This is a genomic window from Pandoraea sp. PE-S2T-3, assembly GCF_002179965.1.
GTDB lineage: Bacteria > Pseudomonadota > Gammaproteobacteria > Burkholderiales > Burkholderiaceae > Pandoraea.
The window spans coordinates 1,026,221-1,045,942 of the sequence record NZ_NGUQ01000037.1; the positions used below are offsets into that span (position 1 = coordinate 1,026,221).

16 protein-coding genes are annotated in these 19,722 nt (G+C 64.6%); 7 read left to right on the top strand and 9 right to left on the bottom strand.

Annotated features, from left to right (window positions below; all coding sequences use genetic code 11):
• Positions 1-37: 37 nt before the first annotated feature.
• The 5 genes from CDV46_RS26525 to CDV46_RS26545 all read left to right on the top strand — a co-directional run bounded on the left by CDV46_RS26525 (position 38) and on the right by CDV46_RS26545 (position 5,807).
• Positions 38-1,057, top strand: coding sequence for a fatty acid desaturase family protein (locus tag CDV46_RS26525; protein ID WP_087689040.1), 1,020 nt, complete (start codon positions 38-40; stop codon positions 1,055-1,057).
• A gap of 288 nt (positions 1,058-1,345) precedes the next feature.
• Positions 1,346-1,624, top strand: a complete 279-nt coding sequence (locus CDV46_RS26530) for a hypothetical protein (RefSeq protein ID WP_087689041.1) — start codon at positions 1,346-1,348, stop codon at positions 1,622-1,624.
• Positions 1,614-1,868, top strand: coding sequence for a hypothetical protein (locus CDV46_RS26535; protein ID WP_087689042.1), 255 nt, complete (start codon positions 1,614-1,616; stop codon positions 1,866-1,868). Before CDV46_RS26530 ends, CDV46_RS26535 begins: the two co-directional genes overlap by 11 nt.
• Before the next feature lie 10 nt (positions 1,869-1,878).
• Positions 1,879-3,459 (top strand): PepSY-associated TM helix domain-containing protein, encoded by a 1,581-nt coding sequence (locus CDV46_RS26540; protein ID WP_176399209.1) that lies wholly within the window; start codon positions 1,879-1,881, stop codon positions 3,457-3,459.
• Between the two features lie 113 nt (positions 3,460-3,572).
• Positions 3,573-5,807: a TonB-dependent siderophore receptor gene (locus CDV46_RS26545; RefSeq protein ID WP_087726033.1), complete on the top strand. Its 2,235-nt coding sequence runs from the start codon at positions 3,573-3,575 to the stop codon at positions 5,805-5,807.
• 138 nt (positions 5,808-5,945) lie between these two features.
• Here the strand turns inward: CDV46_RS26545 and CDV46_RS26550 are convergent, their stop codons facing one another.
• From CDV46_RS26550 to CDV46_RS26580, 7 genes are all read right to left on the bottom strand, one after another.
• Entirely contained in the window at positions 5,946-6,716 is a 771-nt protein-coding gene (locus CDV46_RS26550; protein ID WP_087689045.1) for a ferredoxin--NADP reductase, read from the bottom strand.
• A gap of 166 nt (positions 6,717-6,882) precedes the next feature.
• On the bottom strand, positions 6,883-7,905 hold the full coding sequence (gene galE, locus CDV46_RS26555; RefSeq protein WP_087726034.1) for a UDP-glucose 4-epimerase GalE: 1,023 nt from the start codon (positions 7,903-7,905) through the stop codon (positions 6,883-6,885).
• 100 nt (positions 7,906-8,005) lie between these two features.
• The gene (gene pelG / locus CDV46_RS26560; protein ID WP_087689047.1) at positions 8,006-9,382 is read right to left on the bottom strand and encodes an exopolysaccharide Pel transporter PelG; all 1,377 of its coding nucleotides are present in this window, start codon (positions 9,380-9,382) and stop codon (positions 8,006-8,008) included.
• Positions 9,382-11,049, bottom strand: coding sequence for a GT4 family glycosyltransferase PelF (gene pelF / locus CDV46_RS26565; protein ID WP_087726035.1), 1,668 nt, complete (start codon positions 11,047-11,049; stop codon positions 9,382-9,384). The genes pelG and pelF overlap by 1 nt, the downstream gene beginning before the upstream one ends.
• A 20-nt stretch (positions 11,050-11,069) precedes the next feature.
• Positions 11,070-12,176 (bottom strand): hypothetical protein, encoded by a 1,107-nt coding sequence (locus CDV46_RS26570; protein WP_087726036.1) that lies wholly within the window; start codon positions 12,174-12,176, stop codon positions 11,070-11,072.
• Entirely contained in the window at positions 12,169-13,587 is a 1,419-nt protein-coding gene (locus CDV46_RS26575) for a PelD GGDEF domain-containing protein (RefSeq protein ID WP_087689049.1), read from the bottom strand. Before CDV46_RS26575 ends, CDV46_RS26570 begins: the two co-directional genes overlap by 8 nt.
• Positions 13,588-13,906: 319 nt before the next feature.
• A complete protein-coding gene (locus CDV46_RS26580; RefSeq protein ID WP_087726116.1) occupies positions 13,907-14,782 on the bottom strand; it encodes a phosphodiesterase in 876 nt (291 codons plus the stop codon).
• Between the two features lie 638 nt (positions 14,783-15,420).
• Here CDV46_RS26580 and CDV46_RS26585 point away from each other — a divergent pair.
• Both CDV46_RS26585 and CDV46_RS26590 read left to right on the top strand, forming a co-directional pair.
• Positions 15,421-15,699 carry an HU family DNA-binding protein gene (locus tag CDV46_RS26585; RefSeq protein ID WP_058378908.1) on the top strand — a complete coding sequence of 93 codons (279 nt, stop codon included), beginning with the start codon at positions 15,421-15,423 and terminating at the stop codon, positions 15,697-15,699.
• A 291-nt stretch (positions 15,700-15,990) separates the two neighbouring features.
• The gene (locus CDV46_RS26590) at positions 15,991-17,004 is read left to right on the top strand and encodes a CHAD domain-containing protein (protein WP_176399210.1); all 1,014 of its coding nucleotides are present in this window, start codon (positions 15,991-15,993) and stop codon (positions 17,002-17,004) included.
• Positions 17,005-17,156: 152 nt separating this feature from the next.
• Here the strand turns inward: CDV46_RS26590 and CDV46_RS26595 are convergent, their stop codons facing one another.
• Both CDV46_RS26595 and CDV46_RS27250 read right to left on the bottom strand, forming a co-directional pair.
• Positions 17,157-19,364, bottom strand: a complete 2,208-nt coding sequence (locus CDV46_RS26595) for a heavy metal translocating P-type ATPase (RefSeq protein WP_176399211.1) — start codon at positions 19,362-19,364, stop codon at positions 17,157-17,159.
• Positions 19,364-19,609 carry a hypothetical protein gene (locus CDV46_RS27250; RefSeq protein ID WP_176399212.1) on the bottom strand — a complete coding sequence of 82 codons (246 nt, stop codon included), beginning with the start codon at positions 19,607-19,609 and terminating at the stop codon, positions 19,364-19,366. The genes CDV46_RS26595 and CDV46_RS27250 overlap by 1 nt, the downstream gene beginning before the upstream one ends.
• Between the last annotated feature and the right edge of the window lie 113 nt (positions 19,610-19,722).

A 19,722-nucleotide genomic window follows, 5' to 3' on the forward strand; every position in this document is an offset into this window, starting at 1 on the left:
TGACGCTCGAAATGGCACCCCATGTCACGGAGACCTTATGGAGCATGTCGTCGCACACCCGGCGCAGACCGACACCGACTCATCGCTTTCTTCTCTTGCATCGCCAGCCCTGTGGCGCCACGCGCGCCCCTCGCGCTGGAATCCGTGGCTAATTGCGCTGACTGGCCTCGCGGGGCTCTGGCAGTGGTTCGGGCTCGGCTTGGCGCTGCGTCATTGGGGCGCGACGGCAGCGTTCACGCTCCTGCCCGTGTTGCTGCTCACCCCCATGCACTGGGGGCTGATTCACGAATCGATTCATGGCCAGTTGCGGCTCAAGCCGCGCGATAACGAACGCACCGGCCGCCTGTTGTCGGTGCTGCTGGGCCTGCCGTTCGAGATCATGCGCTTCGGTCACTTGCTGCATCACCGCTTCACGCGGCAGCCGTTTGACCGCCCGGACATCTCCACCCTTGCCGATAGCGCGCCGCGGCTGGCGCGACTGCGGGCGTGGTTCGGCTATCAATCGCGGCTGCTCGGGGGCATGTGGCTCGCCGAAATCTTCGCGCCTGTCATTGCATGGATTCCGCCGCGCCGTCTGCCAGCGCTGGCAGCCAATGCGCTCGGCACCGATGCGCAGGACGAGGATGTACGCCGCCGCGTGGTGATGTTCGGCAGCGACCCGGTGCGCCGCCGCCGGATTCAGCGCGATTTCGTCATGACGCTGGCCGCACTGGCGCTGGCGATCTGGGCGTACGGCCCGTGGTGGCCGGTGTTCGTCGCCGCATTTGCCGCTCGGGGCATCTGGCTGTCGATTGCGGACAACCTGCCGCATTATGGCGTCGAGATGGACGAACCCGCCCGCGCACGCAATTTCCACGCACCCGCCTTCGGTCGCGCATTGCTGCTCAATGCGAATCTGCATCGCGTGCATCATCTTTATCCGACCGCGCCGTGGCATCTGCTGCCCGAGATTAATGCCGCGCAGCCGACCGCCGGTCCGCAAGTGCCTTACCTGCACGCCGCCCTGCGTCAGTTCGGCGGTCCGTTACCGGCCAGCAAGGCCATCGCTGGTCACTGATCGCGGGGTCGCGATCTCGCACAAATCCGCAGGCTTGGCAACGGCGTGCTGCACGCCGTTGCCGCCAAGCCACGACCGGGCTTCGTGATTCCCTTGCCATGTTTTGCAATGTTTCAGGATTTATCCGAAACATGATATAAATGCGAATCGTTTTCGTTAACGTTTGCATCTGGTGTGCAATCCGTTAGCCTTTGAATTGCGCCGGCTTTCACTAGCCCGCATCGCAGCGACGTCGCCCGAGGGCGGCGTTTTTGCTTGTGCCGCCTCGTTTCTCATCGATTCCTCAGCATGTTGATTGCATTGGCTATCGCGCTGGCCTGGTTTGCAGGCGGCGCCTGCTACCTGACGTCGGAGCATCAGCGCCTGCGCACGCAGCGCCTGAACCCCCAACCCGCCCGCGCGCTCTCGCTCGTGGCCGCCGTCGCCAGCCTCGTGTGCTGGCTCGCGGCCGCCGGGGCATCGGCCGGCATTGCTGCCGCCTTCATGTCGCTGTGTTTCGGCCTGCTGTTCTGGCCCTATGCCGCTGGCGGATGGCACTGGCTGCGCGGAGATGCCCATGTGGAGTAGAACCTTTGCGGGTCTCGTGCTCGGCTTCTTCGCCGCCATGGCGCTGTGCGGTGCCATGGCGTACATGACGCCGGCCGGCTGGCACACCGCCGTCATCCCCGTCATCACCCTCTTCCCGCTCGTGTGGCTCGGCCTGTTCGCCGTGGTCTATGCGAGCCGAACCGCCACGCGTGCATGGATCGGCCTCGGCGCCACCACTGTCGTCGCCTGGGTCGCGCTGTGGCTGGCGCGCGCTGTCTGGTAAGGATCGTCCGATGCGTGCCCAAACGCTGCGTCAATATCTGAGCGTCCATACGTGGGCCGGCATCGTCGCCGGCTTCGCGCTGTTCATCGCCATGCTCGGCGGTGCCCTGACTGTTTTCCAACATGAAATCGAGCGCTGGGAGCAACCGGCAACGCGCCATGCGCCGCTCACGCTCGCCCAGACCGAAAAGCTCGCCGATCTGGTGCGCGCGCAGTATCCGGCCGCCCGCGAGCAAATGGGCGTGGTGCTGCCTAACCATTCGCCGACGCCGTTCGCCTACTGGCAAGGCACCGACGGCGAGTGGATGCAGGCACGGCTGCGCGAATCCGGCAGTGGTGCCGATCCGTCGCTCATCGTCGGCAATGCCCGTCCCGGTCTGTCGGCAACGATCAACGCGCTGCATTACTCGCTGTCGATCCCGACGTACGGCCTGTATCTGATGGGCATCGTGTCGCTGTTCTATGGCATGGCGCTGATCTCGGGCGTGATCGTGCATTTGCCGCGCGTGACGCGCGACATCTTCGCGCTGCGCCCGGGACGCAATCTCAAGCGGTTCTGGCAAGACGCCCACAACGCCATCGGCGTGCTGAGCCTGCCGTTTCACATCGTCTTTGCACTGACCGGCGCGCTGCTGTGCCTGAGCGTGCCGTTGATGATGGCGTTCAACGTCATCACGTTCGAAAACAAACTGATGGCGCAGATTCCGCAGGTGATGGGCGCAGTGCCGGCAAAGATTGCCCCGGTCGACGGCAAGCCGCTCGATCTGGCTGCAATCCTCGCTCGCGCCGAGCACGCCGCGCCAGATGTGGAAGCCACTGCCGTGTCGTGGACCGGTTACGGCAAACCCGATGCGGTGGCGGAAGTCTATGGTGAAGCCGGCGATTCGCTCGGGGTGTTCGCAGCGGTCGCCGTACGCCTGAACGACGGTGCCATCATCGGTCAGCACAGCCCGGGCGTACGTGACGCGAACCATGCGGTATTGAGCATGATTTACGGCGCGCACTTCGGTAATTTCGCCGGCATCGGCATGCGCTGGGTCTACTTCGTGCTCGGCCTGATGGGCGCTGTGCTCGTCTACAGCGGCAATCTGCTGTGGCTGGAGTCGCGCCGCAAGCGCAACTCGGCCATTCAACCGGCCAACCTGCGCTGGATGGCCAAGGCGACCGCAGGCGTATTCCTCGGCACCTGCCTCGGCCTTGCCGTCGCGTTCTCGGGTGCGTTGCTCTCGCAAGGCACCACGGCGCTGTCAATCTTTGTCGGCACGGTCATCGTGTCGCTGATCTTTGCCGCTTTGACGGCCCCCGCGATTGCCGCTACAGGGCTGCTCGCCGCCACTGCCCTCGCGTGTCTCGCGATTCCGGTCATTGACGCGCTTGTCACGCCGGACAACGCGCTGCGCTCGATCGCGCGCGGCGACTGGGTGTTGGCCGGTGTCGATCTCGTGGCGATCGTTTGCGCCATCGCGTTCTTCCTCTTTGCGCGTGCGACCTGGCGTCGTGCGCGTCGTGGCGACCCGAACAGTGTGTGGGCACGGCCCGCGCCGGCGGGGGGCACGCCGGAAGCCGGCGGCGCCACGCGTACGACGGTTTAGCAGCACGCCCCGGCGACACCCTCGCTGGCATCGCCGGGGAATACAAGATTTGGCGCGCTGACGCCATCGACCCAGCACACAAGACACCCACTCACTCAGGGAGATTTACCCGAATGCCGCAACTCCGCTCCGTCACGGCGCGCGCCCCCGCTCGCCCCGAAACTTCGCGTCCCGCCTCGCCGATTGCCCGCGCCACGTTCGCGCTCATCGCGACTTACGCCGCGCTGGCCACGGTGACCGCCACGCAGGCACATGCACAAAGCACGCCGGCCGGCACCGACGCGGCCGCCGCGTCATCGAGCACACCGGTACAGCCCACGGCGCAGTTGACGACGACGACGGTCACGGGCGATCGGAGCAACGACTTCGATCCGCTCGCCGTGAAGAATGTGACATCGGGGGCACTCGGCACTCGCAAGGCGGTCGATACGCCCTTCTCGACCACGACGGTGACCAACGAGCAAGCGCAGGACCTGATGGCGACGTCGATCAACGACGTGTTCAAGTACGACCCGTCGGTCGCGCCGGTCATCAGCAGCGCGACCGGTGAAAACGCGGTCTTCAGCGTGCGCGGTCTGGCGATCGACATGCTCAACGGCATCAAGGTCGACGGTCAGAGTTTCCCGGTGTGGGACGCCGACCTCGCGATGGAGCCGTTCGAGAAAGTCGAACTGCTCAAGGGGGCAGGCGGCTTCATGTACGGCTTTGCCACCCCGGGCGGCATGCTGAACTACGTGATGAAGCGTCCGACCGATGACCCGTATCGCTCGGCGACCATCGGGTACACGTCGGCCAACATCTGGGCGGAAAAGCTCGACGTGGGCGGTCGCTTTGGCCCGGACAATCAGTTCGGCTACCGCGTGAATATGGTCAACGAGGAAGGCAATTCGTCGGAGGCGCATCAGCATATTCGCCGTAAGGGTGCATCGCTGGCGCTGGACTGGCGCATCACACCGGACCTCACGTGGTCGGCCGACGTGATGTATCAGGACCGCAAGTCGACGGGCACGATTTTCGGTCTGGGCTTCTATGGCGTGACGCAGATTCCGTCGGCCAAAAGCGTCAAGGATCTGTCGCAGCCGCAGAACTGGTATGAAACCGAATTCCTGTCGGTGGGCACGGGTCTCGACTACCGCATCTCGGACGATTGGCGTGCCAGCGTGAAATTCCGCTTCGCCAAGGAAAACCGCTACAACTTCGACAGCTTCATTGCGGTCAACGACAACGCCGGCAACTACACCAACACGCTGTATGCCGCCCTGACGCGCTACTACTACCAGAACTACGATGCGATGCTGCAAGGCAAGGCCGATACGTGGGGCGTGAAGCACGATCTGGTCGTGGGCGCGAGCTACATGAACCAGTGGAAGGACTATGACGCGGGCGAAGGCTGGCAAAACGGCTACAACCTCGGCAACGGCAATCTGTTCTCGCCGACCCTCTTGAGCAACTCGGCGGCCGGTATTTCGGCTGATCTGTATCGAGCCGGCCGCATCACGCAGGCCGCGATCTACGCCAGCGACACGGTTCATGTGACCTCGCGCCTGTCCGTACTGCTTGGCGCGCGATACACGCAGTATCACGACTGGAGCTACAACATCAACGGCACGCAGTCGGCGAACTACTCGGCCAACCCGGTCTCGCCGACCATCGCGTTGATGTACAAGACGGACGCGAACTCGACCGCTTATGTGAGCTACGTCGAATCGCTGGAAGAAGGCGCGTCGGCCGACAACCGCTTCGCCAACTCGGGCACGACGTACGGTCCGCTCAAGAGCAAGCAGTGGGAAGTCGGCTTCAAGACGGATAACCGCAACTGGGGCGCCAATATCGCGCTGTTCCAGATGCGTCGCGGCTATTCGTATGGCGATTCGAACAACAATCTCGTGCAGAACGGCATCATGCGCTTTCAAGGGCTCGATGCCAGCGGCTGGGTCAAGCCGCTCGACGAGTGGCGCGTGATGGGCGGTGTGTTGCTGATGAACTCGAAGGCGGTCGACATCGACGACCCGAGCGTCGCAGGCAAGCGCGTCTACGGTGCCGCCAAGGTGATCGGCACGGGCCGTATCGAGTACAACCCGTCGTACCTTCGTGAGTTGACGGTGGCGTTCGGCGGCAAGTATGTCGGCGGCATGGCGGTCGATGCGGCCAACACGCAGTTCATTCCGGGCTACACCACGTTCGACCTGAGCGCGAAGTACCAGACGCGCATCAGCGGCAAGGATGTCGTGTTCCGCGCCGGTATCAACAACCTGTTCGATCGCAAGTACTGGACCGAAGCGTGGGGCGGCTTCCTGTTCCTCGGTGCCACCCGTACGTTCGTGGCCAACGCGACGATTCAGTTCTAAGAGGCACCGCCTCGGAAACGACAAAACCCCACGACCCGAAAGTCGTGGGGTTTTGCGTTGTGCTGTCGTGCTGCGCTGCTGGTGTCTTGGTCGACGAACTTAGCCGACGAAATTAGCCAGCTAACTTAGCGGGCCAACTTAGCCAACAAACGCACGCTCAACGAGGTAATGCCCCGGGGCGTGGTTGTGACCTTCGACGAAACCGCGCTTTTCCAGCAGCTCACGGGTGTCCTTGAGCATGGCCGGGCTGCCGCACAGCATGACGCGATCGTTTTCCGGCGTGAATTCCGGCAGGCCGATGTCCTGGAACATCTTGCCCGACTCGACCAGTTCCGTAATACGGCCCTGATTCTCGAACTCTTCACGCGTCACCGTCGGGTAGTAGATCAGCTTGTCGCGCACGTACTCGCCGAGGTACTCGTGTTCCGGCAGATGCTCGGTGATCAGGTCACGGTAAGCGAGTTCGCTCGTGAAGCGGCAACCGTGCACGAGAATGATGTGCTCGTAGCGGTCATACACTTCCGGATCGCGAATGATGCTCATGAACGGCGCGAGGCCCGTGCCCGTCGAGAGCAGATACAGGTTCTTGCCCGGGAGCAGGTTGTCGTTGATCAGGGTGCCCGTCGGCTTGCGGCCCACGATCACCTTGTCGCCCGGCTTCAAGTGTTGCAGACGCGAGGTCAGCGGACCGTCCTGCACCTTGATGCTCAGGAATTCGAGCTCTTCCTCGTAATTGGCGCTCGCCATGCTGTAGGCGCGCAGCAGCGGCTTGCCCTCGACTTCCAGGCCAATCATCGTGAACTGGCCATTGACATAACGGAACGAAGCGTCGCGCGTGGTCTTGAAGCTGAACAGCGTGTCAGTCCAGTGGTGGACTTCCAGCACGGTCTGTTGATTCTGTGTACTCATATTGGCGGTCGATAATGCGGTAATGGCCCCGTAGCCCGGACGGCGGCGTGCAATGCACGCACTATCGGTCGAGGGCGGGAAAACCCGACTATTTTACCTTAATTGGGAATGGCTTTCATTTGTCCCCTGCGCTTAAGCGGGGTTATTGGGACAATTTTTGGGCCGATTATTGATATCCGTCAGGATTCTGGCGCTGCCAGCGCCAGTGATCGGCGCACATGCGCGCCAGATCGTACTCGGCGCGCCAGCCCAGCAGCGCCTGCGCTTTGGCCGGGTTGGCATAGCACGTGGCGATGTCGCCGGGCCGCCGGGCCACGATGTCGTAAGGCACGTCGCGGCCGCTCGCGGCTTCAAAGGCACGTACGACGTCGAGCACGCTTTGCCCTTCCCCCGTGCCCAGATTGACGGTGAAACCCGTCTCGCGCCCGCGCAGTCCTGCCAGCGCGCAAAGATGCCCCCGCGCCAGATCGACCACATGCAGATAGTCGCGCACGCCGGTACCGTCGGGGGTCGGCCAATCGCCGCCAAACACCTTCAGACGCGGCAGTTTGCCCACGGCCACCTGCGCCACGAACGGCATGAGATTGCTGGGCACGCCCGCCGGATCTTCGCCCAGCAGACCGCTCTCATGCGCGCCAACGGGGTTGAAGTAACGCAATACCGCCACGCGCCAGCACGGATCGGCCACGACCGTGTCGGCCAGTATCTGCTCGGCCATCAACTTGGTCTGACCGTAAGGGTTCGTCGCCGACAGCGGGAACGTCTCGTCGATCGGCACCGAGCCCGGGTTGCCGTACACCGTGGCCGACGAGCTGAATACCAGATCGCGCACGTTGTGGCGGCCCATGACGTCGAGCAACGTCACGAGACTGCCGAGATTGTTGTGGTAGTAGCGCAGCGGCTGGCTGACCGACTCGCCGACCGACTTGAGCGCGGCGAAGTGAATCACACCGTCGATGCGGTAGCGGGAGAACACGTCCTCCATGACCGCCGTCGAACAGACGTCCCCCTGCACGAAGACCGGCGCGCGCCCGGCAATGCGCTCGATGCGGGTAACGGCTTCGCGTTGACTGTTGCAGAGGTTGTCGACAATGACGACGTCGTAGCCGCCGGCCAGCAACTCGACACACGTGTGTGAACCGATATAGCCGGCGCCGCCGGTAACGAGAATGGTGCCCTGATTGCTCATGAAAATGCCTTGGCGTCGCCTGCCCGGCGTGCCCGGGGTCGCGCACGGCGCGCGAGGTGACGCATATTACTCCACCGCTGTCGGCTTCGCCAATCGGCCCTTACATCGGCTGGCGCATATAAGTTTCGTACTCGAGCGCATTCAGACGCCGGCCCAGCCACACCACGCCGAGCACCAGCACGCAGAACAGCGCCAACGCAAAACCATAGCCGTACCACGCGGGCCCGAGCCGCAGACTGACCCATGTGAACAGGCCATTGAGCACCACCAGCGACACCGTGAGCACCAGCACGTCACGGCGGCGGTCGAGATAGAACAACACGTTGAGCACGCCCAGCAGCAGCACCTGCATGCCGGCGGCCACCACATCCACACGCAACAGCGGCTGCCACGCCACCGGCATGCCGACCAGACGCAGCATGTCGTCGCCGAACGCAAACACCAGCAGCGTCACGACCGCCTGCACCTTCAGAATTTCGTAGAGCCCGGTGCGCACGGCACGGGTCATCATGTCGCGCGCCGTCGCAATCTGGCGCAGCGTGCCCCCATGCCGTACGGCGTCGAAGAAGCTCGTATAGGCTTCGGCAAAATCCGTCTCGATGCGCAGCAGAAACACCGCCATGCCGGGAATCACACAGAGATACGAGAGAAAGACCGGCAGGTCGTAGACCGGCGACGCGCGCAACGGCCCGATGATCACCATGCCGGTGGCCGGCGACGCCCAGAACATCAGCTTGTCGACCCACACACCGAGCCCGAAACACACGCCGACGCCCACCAGCGACACGTAGATGCTCTTCGGTGCGAACACGTCCCACGACAGCCACGTATCGGTCCGGTACTGGCGCACGACGATCGCCGCCAACCCGAGCAGCAGACACGCATGACCGATCACGAAACCGCCGAGCAAGCCCGTCAGGCCATAGCGGCCGAGCAATACGGCGCTCACCACGCTCAGGCTGTAACCCACGCAAAACACGCCGAGAATCGCGCGGTACTGCTTCACGCTGGTCAGAAACAACACCACGATCCACAAGTTGCCGAGCAGCACAAAGCCAATCCACATCAGCCACCGGTACGCGAGCGGCAAGTCGGCGAAGAGCGTCTGCGACAGCACCAGACCGACGCTGCCGAGCACGACCGTCGTGACCAGCGCCACGGCATTGAGCGCAGGCATGACCGCGCGCGATTCGCCGGCAAACAGCCGGTCGCTCAGATGCCGGGTGAACGCGAGCTGCACCAGTCCGGTCGCGATCACGCTGGCGGCGATCAGATACGTCACCGACACCTGAAACTGCGTCAGTACGGCCGCCGGTTGCACGTTCGCCAGACTCATCAGGCCGACGAGCACGATGCCCACCATCGACAGCACCAGCGGCCCGGCGCTGATGATGCCCGCGTAGCCATACGCCACCAGCGTGCCGGACAGCGTGTCGCTGCGCAGCAACCGGCGCAATTCGAATCCGATGCCCGCCATCAGTCGGTACCCCCGGCAAGCAGTTGTCGATAGAGCGCGCGATAGGCGTCCCGCATGGCGTCGTGGGTGTAGTGGCGCTCGACTCGGGCCATCCCGGCGCGACTCGCCGCGTGCCAGGCGTCAGGCTCCAGCACCTCGACGATGGCGGCCGCGAGGGCCTCCGGATCGGCAATCGGCACCACGCGCCCCGCACGTCCGAGCGCGGGATCGCCGTCAATGCCGCTGTCGCCCTCGATCAGATGGCGGCACGCGCCCACATCGGTGGCGACCACCGGCACGCCTGCTGCTGCGGCTTCGAGCACGACGAGCGGCAACGCCTCCGACACCGACGACAACGCCAGCACGCCGATGTGCGGCAGCACCGACTCGACCGGCCGATAGCCCATAAAACGCACCTGATACTCCATGCCAAGGCTTGCCGCCACGTCGCGGCACTCCTGCGCGTAGGCCGGGTCTTCCGTCTCGGGTCCGATGATCCAGCCCTGCACGTCGGGGCGATGGCGATACGCGATGAAGATGGCGCGCAAAAACGTCTTGATGTCCTTGACCGGCACCACGCGCCCGATCAGCGCCACCACCGGCGGAATCTCTGCCCGATCGGCCTCGGCGGGATCACTGGCGTCCGCCGGGTCGCCACGGCGCGGCACACGCAGCGCGGCAAAATGCGCCACGTCCACGCCATTGGCAATATTGCGCGTCTTGTGTGCGGGCGCGCCGTCGGCCAGTTGCCGCTGCCGGTTGCCTTCGAACAACGCCACGATCTCATCGGCGGCGTCGTAGCACACGCGCCCGATGGTCTCGAAGAACCGCATCCACAGATTCTGGAAGTAGCCGACCTGCGAGATGTCGCGCTCCAGCACGCCCCGGTTGTCGCGCAACCACTCGCTTTGCAGCAGGTCGAGCTTGCGTTCCTTGGTGTAGCTGCCGTGCTCGGTCACCAGCAACGGCCGGCCCGTCGAGAACCGCAGCAATGCGCCCAGCAACCCCGCGTAGCCGGTGGAAACCGTGTGGTACAGGCGCGCTGGCGGCATCGCGTCGGCAATGCGCGCGAGTTGCCACAGCGGCTTGTGCATCGTGCGCACCGTCCAGAAGTAATCAGTGAACGACGGATCGAGGCAGTGGCGCTCGTAACGCTCGGTCATGAACTGCCACGCGGCACGGCTGTGCAGGAACTGCGGTTGCGCCAGTTCATGGCCGTCTCTGAGCATCGGCAGAATTCTGGCGAGCATCTGGCGGAAGGCGTCGTTGCCTGTCTCCGCCCCACCCGCCGCCACGCCCGCCCCGTCACGACGCCGCATCAGGTCGTGCATCTCGCCGACCTGCGCAAACGCCGCAGCGTCTCCATCGTTATGAAGCGCCCCTTGATGGCTGGCGCTCGCCCCCTCCCCCTGCGGCGAGGGCTCGTAAAGATAATGGGCTTCGAAATGCGTGACGTTCGGCGGCAGCGCGTAGACCGGCGTGCCGTAGTCCTCGCGGCGGCTGCCGATAAATACCACCGCGAACGTCCGCTCGGGAAACGCCCGGATCAACTGATCGACCCACGACGACACCCCGCCGCGCACGTAGGGGAACGTGCCTTCGAGAAGCAAAGCGACATCCGCCACCGGGGCGCCTCGCAAGGAGGCTCGGCCGGCCGGCTCGGCCGACGCGCCGTCCTGCGCTCGCATTCCATCGTCAGGGGGCGTCATCATCGGGTCCAGAACCGCACGGCAGGCTGCACCGTAGGTGCGACTGCCGCCAGCGCAGCGTGGCCGCCCAGCCCGCCGAGCAACTGCGTCACGCGGTCGTAGCGTCGCTTCTGAAAGGCCGCTTCGGCCAGCCAGGGCAACAGCCGCTCGCTGGGGAAGCTGTGGAACTGCGCATGCCGAAGATACATTTCCGCCGCTTCGGGCGCTTGGCGAAGCAACGAACAGCGGCCGAGCAGATACCACATCGAGGCGTCGTCTTCGTGCTGCTCCAGCGTGGCGTGCGCAAAAAATTCCACTCGCTCCAGCGTGAAGCGCAGCACTTCGCCGCGCACCAGATTCTGATAGATCAGCTCCCAATACAACTGCGCCAGACGGCGGCTCGTATCCGCGCGCTCATCCTCGTCTTGCGCGGCCTCGTGACGGTCTCGCATGCGAAAAATCTGCTGCATGATGCGTTTTTCCAGTCCGTCGAGGATGCCGTAGGCCAGCAGGCGCACCTCTTCGACCGGGTCGGCCAGCAGGTCGCGGGCGATCTCGCTGGTCACCCGCGACGGCAACGCCTGCACCGAGACGAGCGCGGCCACACGGTCGTCACGCTCCCCATTCACATTGCGCAACCGGGCGCGCAAGCGCATGCCGGTGCCGTGCTGCACGCGGGCGACAAGGTGCGTGACGAACCCCGGGGCAGCCACCTGCACCGATTGTGGCGCCTCGCGCGGCGGCGGAAACAGGTAGCCGATGACCATCACGCCGAACAGGACGAAAAGGCCCACAACGGGCAGGAAGAAACAGATCAGCGCCGCGTGCCACGTGGCACCGCGCCGGTGGCGATAGCTCGGGGGCAAGGCACGCGCGATGAACGCGCCAGCCAAACAAGCCGACACGGCTTGCCATGCCAGCACGAGCCATAGCGGGTGCGTCATGACCGTCAGGTTGCCGGCAATGTCTGGCGACGACAACACGATCCGAGCCGCCTGCCACTGCGCCGCTATCGCGAGGCACGCGACGGCGAGCAGCAGGCTCCAGCGCAGCACGTTTGCCGCCCCGCCCCGCTCGGCGTTTTGCCAACGAGGGGTGCCGTCGCCGCGTGGCATCGCGTCAGCCATGACCGACGCACCGCTCGACAAGTTTCAGCAACCCTTCTCCCGGCGCATGCGGATCGACATGCGCGGTGTGTACGGCGATATGGGCGCTCTGGAAATCGACACCGTACTGTTGGCGCAGGAGGTTTTCCACCCGCAAGAGATAGCCGTCGATGCCATGCTCGTCGGTGATCGGCATCAATGCGATGGCGATCTGCTGGCGCGGCGTGCCCAGCGTCCACAACGCGTCGAGCGCGCGGCGCTGCCGCACGGTCTGTTCGAACAATGAGTCGCCGCGCGCCCCGCGCGGGAACACCAGCGCCACCAGCGACGACTCGATGCTGCTGGCCCGTTTGAGCCGCGCAAGACGCCCCAGCTCCAACGCGAAGTCATACGGCGCCTCGGGCACCGAGGCACGCACTTCGGTCACGAGCGGCTGCTGCGCCACACCGTCGGCGTAGTACGCCAACAGGACCAGCAATAGCTGGAGATTGTCGTGATTGAGCGCGAGAAACGGCATGCGGCGCACGATCAGCACGCTCACCAGTTGCCCGTCGGCATCGACCAGCGGCGCGCACGCGAGATAAGGGCTTGCGTCGCTGGCCGCGTCATCGGTGCGCACGTGGGTCAATGTGCCTTCGCGAAGGCAATGCTGAACCAGCGGGTCGTCGGCGATGGGCTCGAAGCTCTCGCCGACACGTGCTAACGCCGTCGTGCCGAGGCGGTCGCCCCGCACGGGGAATAGCGATGCCACTTCGATCTGACACGTGAGCGCTGCGAACTCGAGCATCGGCTGGGCGTTCGGGAGCGGCGCACCGTTCGTGTGCGCGTCGCCCGCACGCCGCACGGTCAGGTCGCGCAAGCGCGTGATGGCATCGCGCAAGGTGACAGGCCGGGCGAGCAGGTCACGCTCCAGCCGTTCATGCGAGACACGCAGCAGATAGTGGTTGTGGGTGATCGCGACCAGCCGGTCGTTCAGATAGGCATTGATGCTGTGCGCGCGGCGGGTGCGGTAAGACCAGACGTCGCAGAAGTGGCCGGCCACGAGTACGGCGGTCATGCCACCGGCGAAGTAACCGATCGGGAAGACTTCGCCCGCACGGCCGCACAGGAGAACCCACGCCAGCGCGAGTATGACGCCGCTGCCCGCGCCCGCCAGGGCACCGTAACGCAGTGCCGTCACCAGCGCGACGAGCCACAGCCACGGGAACTGCGCGGTGCGCAGCAACGGGTCTTCAGGGCGGAATTCCCAAGCGACGAACACCGCCAGCACCATGACACCCACGATTTCCAGTACAGCGAACGGACGCGCGACGGCGGGGGCAAGCCAGCGGCCCCACACGCCGAGATTGCCGAGCGGTTGCGAGCGGCGAACGCGCGCGGATGCATGGGCATCGCGTGCCGGCTCGGCGTCGTTGGGCGTGGCGGTTGTCACGTGGCGCTTGTGGAAAAAAGAATCAGCCGGGTCGGGCGGCCTGCGGGCTCACGCGCCAACGCTTCGGTATGGCGTCCGCGCAGGCATCGCAATGTCTCGTGGCGGACAACGGCTTTCGCGCAGAACCGGCGCGACGACGGTATTTTTGGATCCCCGGGCAGCCCGTGGCTGCTGATCTGAACAGACTTCTTATGGTTGATACGGCCGCACTGTACACATCGTGAGTCCTACTATCGTCCCCTTTTTTGATCGCTGTCCGATGCGATTCGCGCTGGCGGCTACCGCCCTGACAGGCCGCCTGACAGGGCGCCTGAAACCCTCAGGAGACCAACGCACCGTCGAAGGTGTACGGGCCGTCGTACGGGCCTACGTAGGCCAGATGCGTACGCACCCCGGCCCCCGGTTGCCACAGGTGCATGGCGAAGCCCGGCGGTTCCAGCGTGATCGATCCGGGGGCACCGGGGGCCAGTCCCAGCGAAATCTGGTGCGCGGTCGAAACGCACGTGCTGGCCATGACGCCGGGAGCGCCCTGCACCACTGCGTGAATGCTGCGATGCAGATGACCGCAGATCACGCGTTCGATATGACGGTACCGTGACACGACGGCCGCAAAACCCTCGCGCCCTTGCGCCGAGAGGCCGAGGCCATCCATGAATTCGATGCCGGTATCGAACGGCGGATGATGCATCGCAATGATCGTCGGACGCCCCTCGCACGCCTGCAACTGCGCGTCGAGCCAAGCCAGCCGTGCCTCGCACAAATGGCCGCCCGCGCTGGGCGGCGACTGCGTGTCGAGGGCGAGTACGGTCACCGGCCCCAGGTCGACGCGGTACTGCACGAAATCATCGCCGGAGTGAGCGGTGTCTTGTATGGCGCCTTGGGCATCGCGTTGCATGCCGCCGTGGAGATACGCATGCTCGGGGAACGTGGCGCGCAACGCGGCACGATGGTCATGGTTGCCGACGACGAGATACAGCGGAATTTCCAGCTCGGCGAGACACTCGCGCAATACTTCGTATTCCGATGGATGTGGCGTATCGACGAGATCGCCGGTGGCAATCACCGCATCGGGACGCGGCGACCACCGGTTGATCGTGGCAATCGCATGGCGCAGCGCGCGCGCTGTGTCGACGCGCTCACAAGCGAGCGCGCCCGGGCGGCTGACGTGAAGATCGGTAATCTGGCAAAGCAACATGAAGGCGAATCCTTGATGCGCGCGCAGGCGCATGACATCACGTGTTCAAGTGTAGGCCGCAGCGCCCCGCGCGTGGGCAACACCCATGGTGCGAGAGACGAGGCGAACGACTTAAGGAGATGAAAGCAGAGACAGAAGCCGCGATGAATGCAGGCGGCGCAACGCTAGGCGCCGAAAATGACATCGGGATGACAGCACGACAGAACGCGTGCAAAAGTACGCCAACGCCAACCAAAAGTCGCCCGGCTGCGCAAGCCCCTCAACGCTAGGGAAACCCCCAAAGCCCGCCCAGCAAGGGATTGCGCGACGCTAAGCCCGCAGATGACCGCAGTTACCGGGGTTTTACCATCAAGAACGAGAAAGTACGCGGCATTGCACAACAAAATCGCCGCAAACCGTTGCCAGGACTGGCCCACAGGCCGCCGAAGGCTCTATAATGCGGCTGCCCGGCAAGTGCCGGCGTCTTCTTGAATCATCGCGAGGTACGATCTTCGGATCGGGTTTTTTCGATGTTCCGGGAAGACGACATTCTGGCGCGCGCCGCGTGCCTTATGGCGCGGATACAACACCGACACTCGCCAAATGGCGAAAGTGTTAGAGTTGTCGCCGGTATTCACCACCTCTCAAGGGAAACACACATGAACAAACAGGAACTGATCGACGCCGTCGCTGGTGTTACGGGTGCAAGCAAGGCTCAAACCGGCGAAACCATCGACGCTCTGCTCGAGACCGTCAAGAAGGCAGTCGCAAAGGGTGACGCGGTTCAGTTGATCGGCTTCGGCTCGTTCGGTTCGGGCAAGCGCGCTGCGCGTACCGGCCGCAACCCGAAGACCGGCGAAGCGATCAAGATCCCGGCTGCCAAGACCGTGAAGTTCACGGCTGGTAAGGCGTTCAAGGACGCCGTGAACAAGAAGTAAAACCAGTTGCGCGCAGGCCGGCCTCCGTGCCGGCCTATCTTTTTTGCCCGCGCTGCCGGTCTCCGGTTCGCAGCAAAAGGATACGTCTCACGTCACCCTCTCGCGAGGACCACGACTGATGTGAGCTGCGCGCCTCGCGGGTGTCCTGCGCCGAATCACTTCGGGAACCGGGCGCCCGCGGTAGTCCCGCCTATCTGCAAATCGCGTCGCCCTTCGTACGCCCTTCGTACGCCCCTCTGCAACAGCTTTTCCGACGCTCAACGCCAGGCCACCTATGCTATGGTGCGTGACATGACACGCGAGACGTCTGCGGCCAGCGCCGCCTCCCCCGAGAATTCCTCGCTTTCTGCGCCTGATTCCAACATCGGCAAACCGCTCGATATTGGACAGATGCGCCGAATGCCGGCACCCCATTTGCTCGTCAGTCTGGCGGCCGAATCGATTGCGCAATGGCCGATGCTTTCGGCCACGCATCATGGCGCCGACGTCATTGCTCCCGAAGCCATCCACCACTTGCGCATCGCTACCCGCCGTTTGCGCGCGCTCGTCGATGTGTTCTCGCCATGGCTGAAGCCTCGCTGGCACCGCAAGCTCAAGCAGGAATTGCACTGGCTGAGCCACGCCATGGGACCGGCGCGCGATGCCGACGTGCTGAGCGGTACGACGTTGCCGGCGCTGCGTACCGAACACCCCGATCTCGACTGGGGTTCGGTCGACGCCTATGTCGCGAAGCTGCGCAGCGACGCCCACAGTCAGGCCGACGAGGCGCTGCTGAGCGAGCGTCAGGTAGCATTGCATCGCACGCTAAAGCGCGCGTTCGGCATCGACGAACATGGCGGCACGGATGTACGCGCCGCCAAAGCATTGCGGCGCGCGTCGCGCACACCCGGCAAGCAGCCCCGCGCCGTGGCGAAACACGCACGCGACGTGATTCGCCACCGTTACGTTGCGTTATTTCCGGATTGTCGCCAATTGGCGATGCTCGACACCGATCAGTTGCACGCGTTGCGCGTGAAGATCAAAAAAGCCCGCTACAGCGCCGAAGCCCTGACACCGTGGTTGCGCAAGGCGATGCGCACGCCGTATCAGGACACGCTGCGCGCCGCGCAGAACCTGCTTGGCCAGCTCAACGATGCCGTCGTCGCACAGCAGTTCTGCGAGACGATGCCGCTCTCGCAAGCGCAGCGCGACGTACTCACCGGACGCCTCGACACGTTCATCGTGAACGCGACCAGCCGAGCCGCCCATGTGCTTTGCCGGTTGCCCGATGCGGCCACGCTCGATCGCAGCATTCGAAAACGCTAAGCACTAAGCACTGAGCACTGAGCACAGAACGAAAAACGCTGACGGGATCTCCGTCAGCGTCGTCTAACACCACCAAATTCCGCGTACTTTTCCCACGCTGCCGGTGCCGATACCGCAATAACGCGCTAATGCGCTAATGCACTAACGCCCGTTCAGACCGTGCGCGTACGCAGCAGGCGCATGCCGTTGGCAATCACCAGCAGACTCGCGCCCACATCGGCAAAGACGGCCATCCACAGCGACGCGGCGCCCACGACAGCCAAGGCGAAGAACACGGCCTTGATGCCGAGCGCCATCGCGATGTTCTGCTTGAGGACCGTCGCTGCGCGCCGCGAAAGGGCCAGAAACGCCGGCAACTTGCGCAGATCGTCATCCATCAACGTGACGTCGGCCGTCTCCAGCGCGCTATCGGTGCCGGTGAGCCCCATGGCGAATCCGACATCGGCCGCCGCCAGTGCCGGCGCATCGTTGATACCGTCGCCGACCATGCCGACGTGACCGAACTCGGCGCGCAGTTGCGTGATCGCCTGCCACTTGTCTTCCGGCAGCATTTCGGCCCGCACGTCGGTGACCCCGGCCTGCTCGCCGATGACCTGTGCCGTCGCACGATTGTCACCGGTCAGCATTACCGTCCGGATCCCCATCTGCGCCAGTTGCGCCAACGCCTCGCGGCTTTCTTCGCGCAACGTGTCGGCTACGGCCAATACGGCCAGTGCCTGTGTTTCGCTCGCCAACACGATGGCCGTGCGAGCCTGCGCTTCCAGCCGCGTCAATTCGGCTTCGACACGCGCGTTGCAGACGCCGAGCGACTCGATGAGGCGATGATTGCCCAAGTAGTACAGCGTCTGACCGATGCGGCCTTTCACGCCCATGCCCGGGAGTGCCTCAAAGTCAGTCACCGCAGGCAACGGGCCGAGCCCGGTCGCCTGATAGCCATCGACAACGGCGCGGGCAATCGGGTGCGTCGTTTGCGCATCGAGCGCAGCCGCCAGCGTCAGGACTTCATTGCGTGACGCTTCCGACGCTTCCACCGCTTCCGACGTACCCAACGCATCGCCCAGCGGCACCACATCGGTCAGATGCGGCTCGCCGCGTGTGAGCGTGCCCGTCTTGTCGAGCGCCACCGCCCGAATCAACCGGCCGCTTTCCAGAAACGCACCGCCCTTGATCAGAATGCCGGCACGCGCCGCCGCCGTCAGGCCGCTGACCACCGTTACCGGCGTCGAGATCACCAACGCACACGGGCAGGCAATCACCAGCATCACGAGTGCCTTGTAGATCCACGGCGTCCACGCGAGGCCGAACGCCAGCGGCGGCACAATCGCGACCAGCAGTGCGCAGAGCACCACCACCGGCGTGTAGATGCGCGAGAACTTGTCGACGAATCGCTGCGTCGGCGAGCGCTGTTGCTGCGCCGTCTCCACGATGCGTACGATGCGCGCCAGCGTGGTGTCGCCCGGGGCAACGCTCGTGCGGTAAATGATCAGACCACTTTCGTTGATGCTGCCCGCGAAGACTTCGTCGCCCACGGTCTTGTCGACAGGCACGCTCTCGCCGGTAATCGACGCCTGATTCAGGGCCGAACTCCCCTGCTCGATCACGCCATCGATGGCAACACGTTCGCCCGGGCGGGCCCGCACCCGCGTGCCGACCGTCAATGCGGCCACCGGCTGGTCGGCCCAGCTGCCGTCGGGTTGTTCCACCGATGCCTGATCGGGGGCCAGACGCATGAGCGCCTCGACCGCCCGCCGCGCGCGGGTGAGCGACGCCGCTTCGAGCTTCTCCGAGATGGCGAACAGCACGATGACCATCGCCGCCTCGGGCCACTGGCCGATGGCGAGTGCGCCGATCACGGCGAGCGACATCAGGAAGTGGATGTTCATCGTGAAATGGCGCAGCGCGATCCAGCCCTTCTTGAGCGTCGGCAGACCACACAACGCTATTGCCGCCAAAACGATGGCACCGACCCACGGGCTGTGCTCGGGCACGCCCGACCAGACGGCCGCTTCGCTGGCCGCCGCCAGCACGCCGCCGGCCACCAGCCGCGCGACGTCACCTTTGCCGCTCGGCGGCGGCGGCGCGGGGTTGGCCGCGTCATCGGTCAGCGGCACCGGGGTCATACCTAGCTTGCGCAGCGTCGCGGCCACCACGTCGCTGTGACGCGTGACATCCGCTTCCGACGCCTTCGCACCGAACACAACCGTCAGTTCGCGCTTGAGCAGGTTGAAATACAGGGCGTCGACGCCCGGCTGGCGCTCCAGTTGGTCGCGAATGAGGCGCTCTTCGGTCGGGCAATCCATCTGGTCGATGCGAAAGCGGGCCTGCGGCGCGCCCGTGACCGGGACCACCGCCTGCGGCATCAGGCTCGCCGGATCGCCACAGCACGCCACCGCGTCATGCGCTTGGCCATGGTCGTGGCCGTGAGAATGCGAGTGGCCGCCCGGCGCCGCTTCATGGCTGTGCTCATGTGCGTGATCGTGACCATGGTCATGCCCTGCACGACGGGCCTGAGCACCATGATCGTGCGCCTGCCCGTGGGCATGGCCGTGATCATGGTCGTGGTCGTGGTCGTGGTCGTGGTCGTGGCCATGATCGCGATGATCATGCGTCTTGTCCTGAGGGCCGTGCGCGTGGTCACACACCGCCTCCGGGGCCGTCCGGCGGGCCTGATCCGAGGGATTGGGCATGTTCACTCCTGGTTTCATGATTCGTGTTACT

What these genes read in the sequence shown, in the direction of transcription:
- pelF (WP_087726035.1), bottom strand. Translation starts at nt 11,049, where the DNA reads ATGCGAGCGCAGGACGGCGCGTCGGCCGAGCCGGCCGGCCGAGCCTCC.
- CDV46_RS26535 (WP_087689042.1), top strand. Translation starts at nt 1,614, where the DNA reads ATGTGGAGTAGAACCTTTGCGGGTCTCGTGCTCGGCTTCTTCGCCGCC.
- CDV46_RS27250 (WP_176399212.1), bottom strand. Translation starts at nt 19,609, where the DNA reads ATGATCATCGCGATCATGGCCACGACCACGACCACGACCACGACCACG.
- CDV46_RS26585 (WP_058378908.1), top strand. Translation starts at nt 15,421, where the DNA reads ATGAACAAACAGGAACTGATCGACGCCGTCGCTGGTGTTACGGGTGCA.
- CDV46_RS26590 (WP_176399210.1), top strand. Translation starts at nt 15,991, where the DNA reads ATGACACGCGAGACGTCTGCGGCCAGCGCCGCCTCCCCCGAGAATTCC.
- CDV46_RS26580 (WP_087726116.1), bottom strand. Translation starts at nt 14,782, where the DNA reads ATGTTGCTTTGCCAGATTACCGATCTTCACGTCAGCCGCCCGGGCGCG.
- CDV46_RS26550 (WP_087689045.1), bottom strand. Translation starts at nt 6,716, where the DNA reads ATGAGTACACAGAATCAACAGACCGTGCTGGAAGTCCACCACTGGACT.
- CDV46_RS26595 (WP_176399211.1), bottom strand. Translation starts at nt 19,364, where the DNA reads ATGCCGCAGGCGGTGGTCCCGGTCACGGGCGCGCCGCAGGCCCGCTTT.
- CDV46_RS26525 (WP_087689040.1), top strand. Translation starts at nt 38, where the DNA reads ATGGAGCATGTCGTCGCACACCCGGCGCAGACCGACACCGACTCATCG.
- galE (WP_087726034.1), bottom strand. Translation starts at nt 7,905, where the DNA reads ATGAGCAATCAGGGCACCATTCTCGTTACCGGCGGCGCCGGCTATATC.
- CDV46_RS26540 (WP_176399209.1), top strand. Translation starts at nt 1,879, where the DNA reads ATGCGTGCCCAAACGCTGCGTCAATATCTGAGCGTCCATACGTGGGCC.
- CDV46_RS26545 (WP_087726033.1), top strand. Translation starts at nt 3,573, where the DNA reads ATGCCGCAACTCCGCTCCGTCACGGCGCGCGCCCCCGCTCGCCCCGAA.
- CDV46_RS26530 (WP_087689041.1), top strand. Translation starts at nt 1,346, where the DNA reads ATGTTGATTGCATTGGCTATCGCGCTGGCCTGGTTTGCAGGCGGCGCC.
- pelG (WP_087689047.1), bottom strand. Translation starts at nt 9,382, where the DNA reads ATGGCGGGCATCGGATTCGAATTGCGCCGGTTGCTGCGCAGCGACACG.
- CDV46_RS26570 (WP_087726036.1), bottom strand. Translation starts at nt 12,176, where the DNA reads ATGGCTGACGCGATGCCACGCGGCGACGGCACCCCTCGTTGGCAAAAC.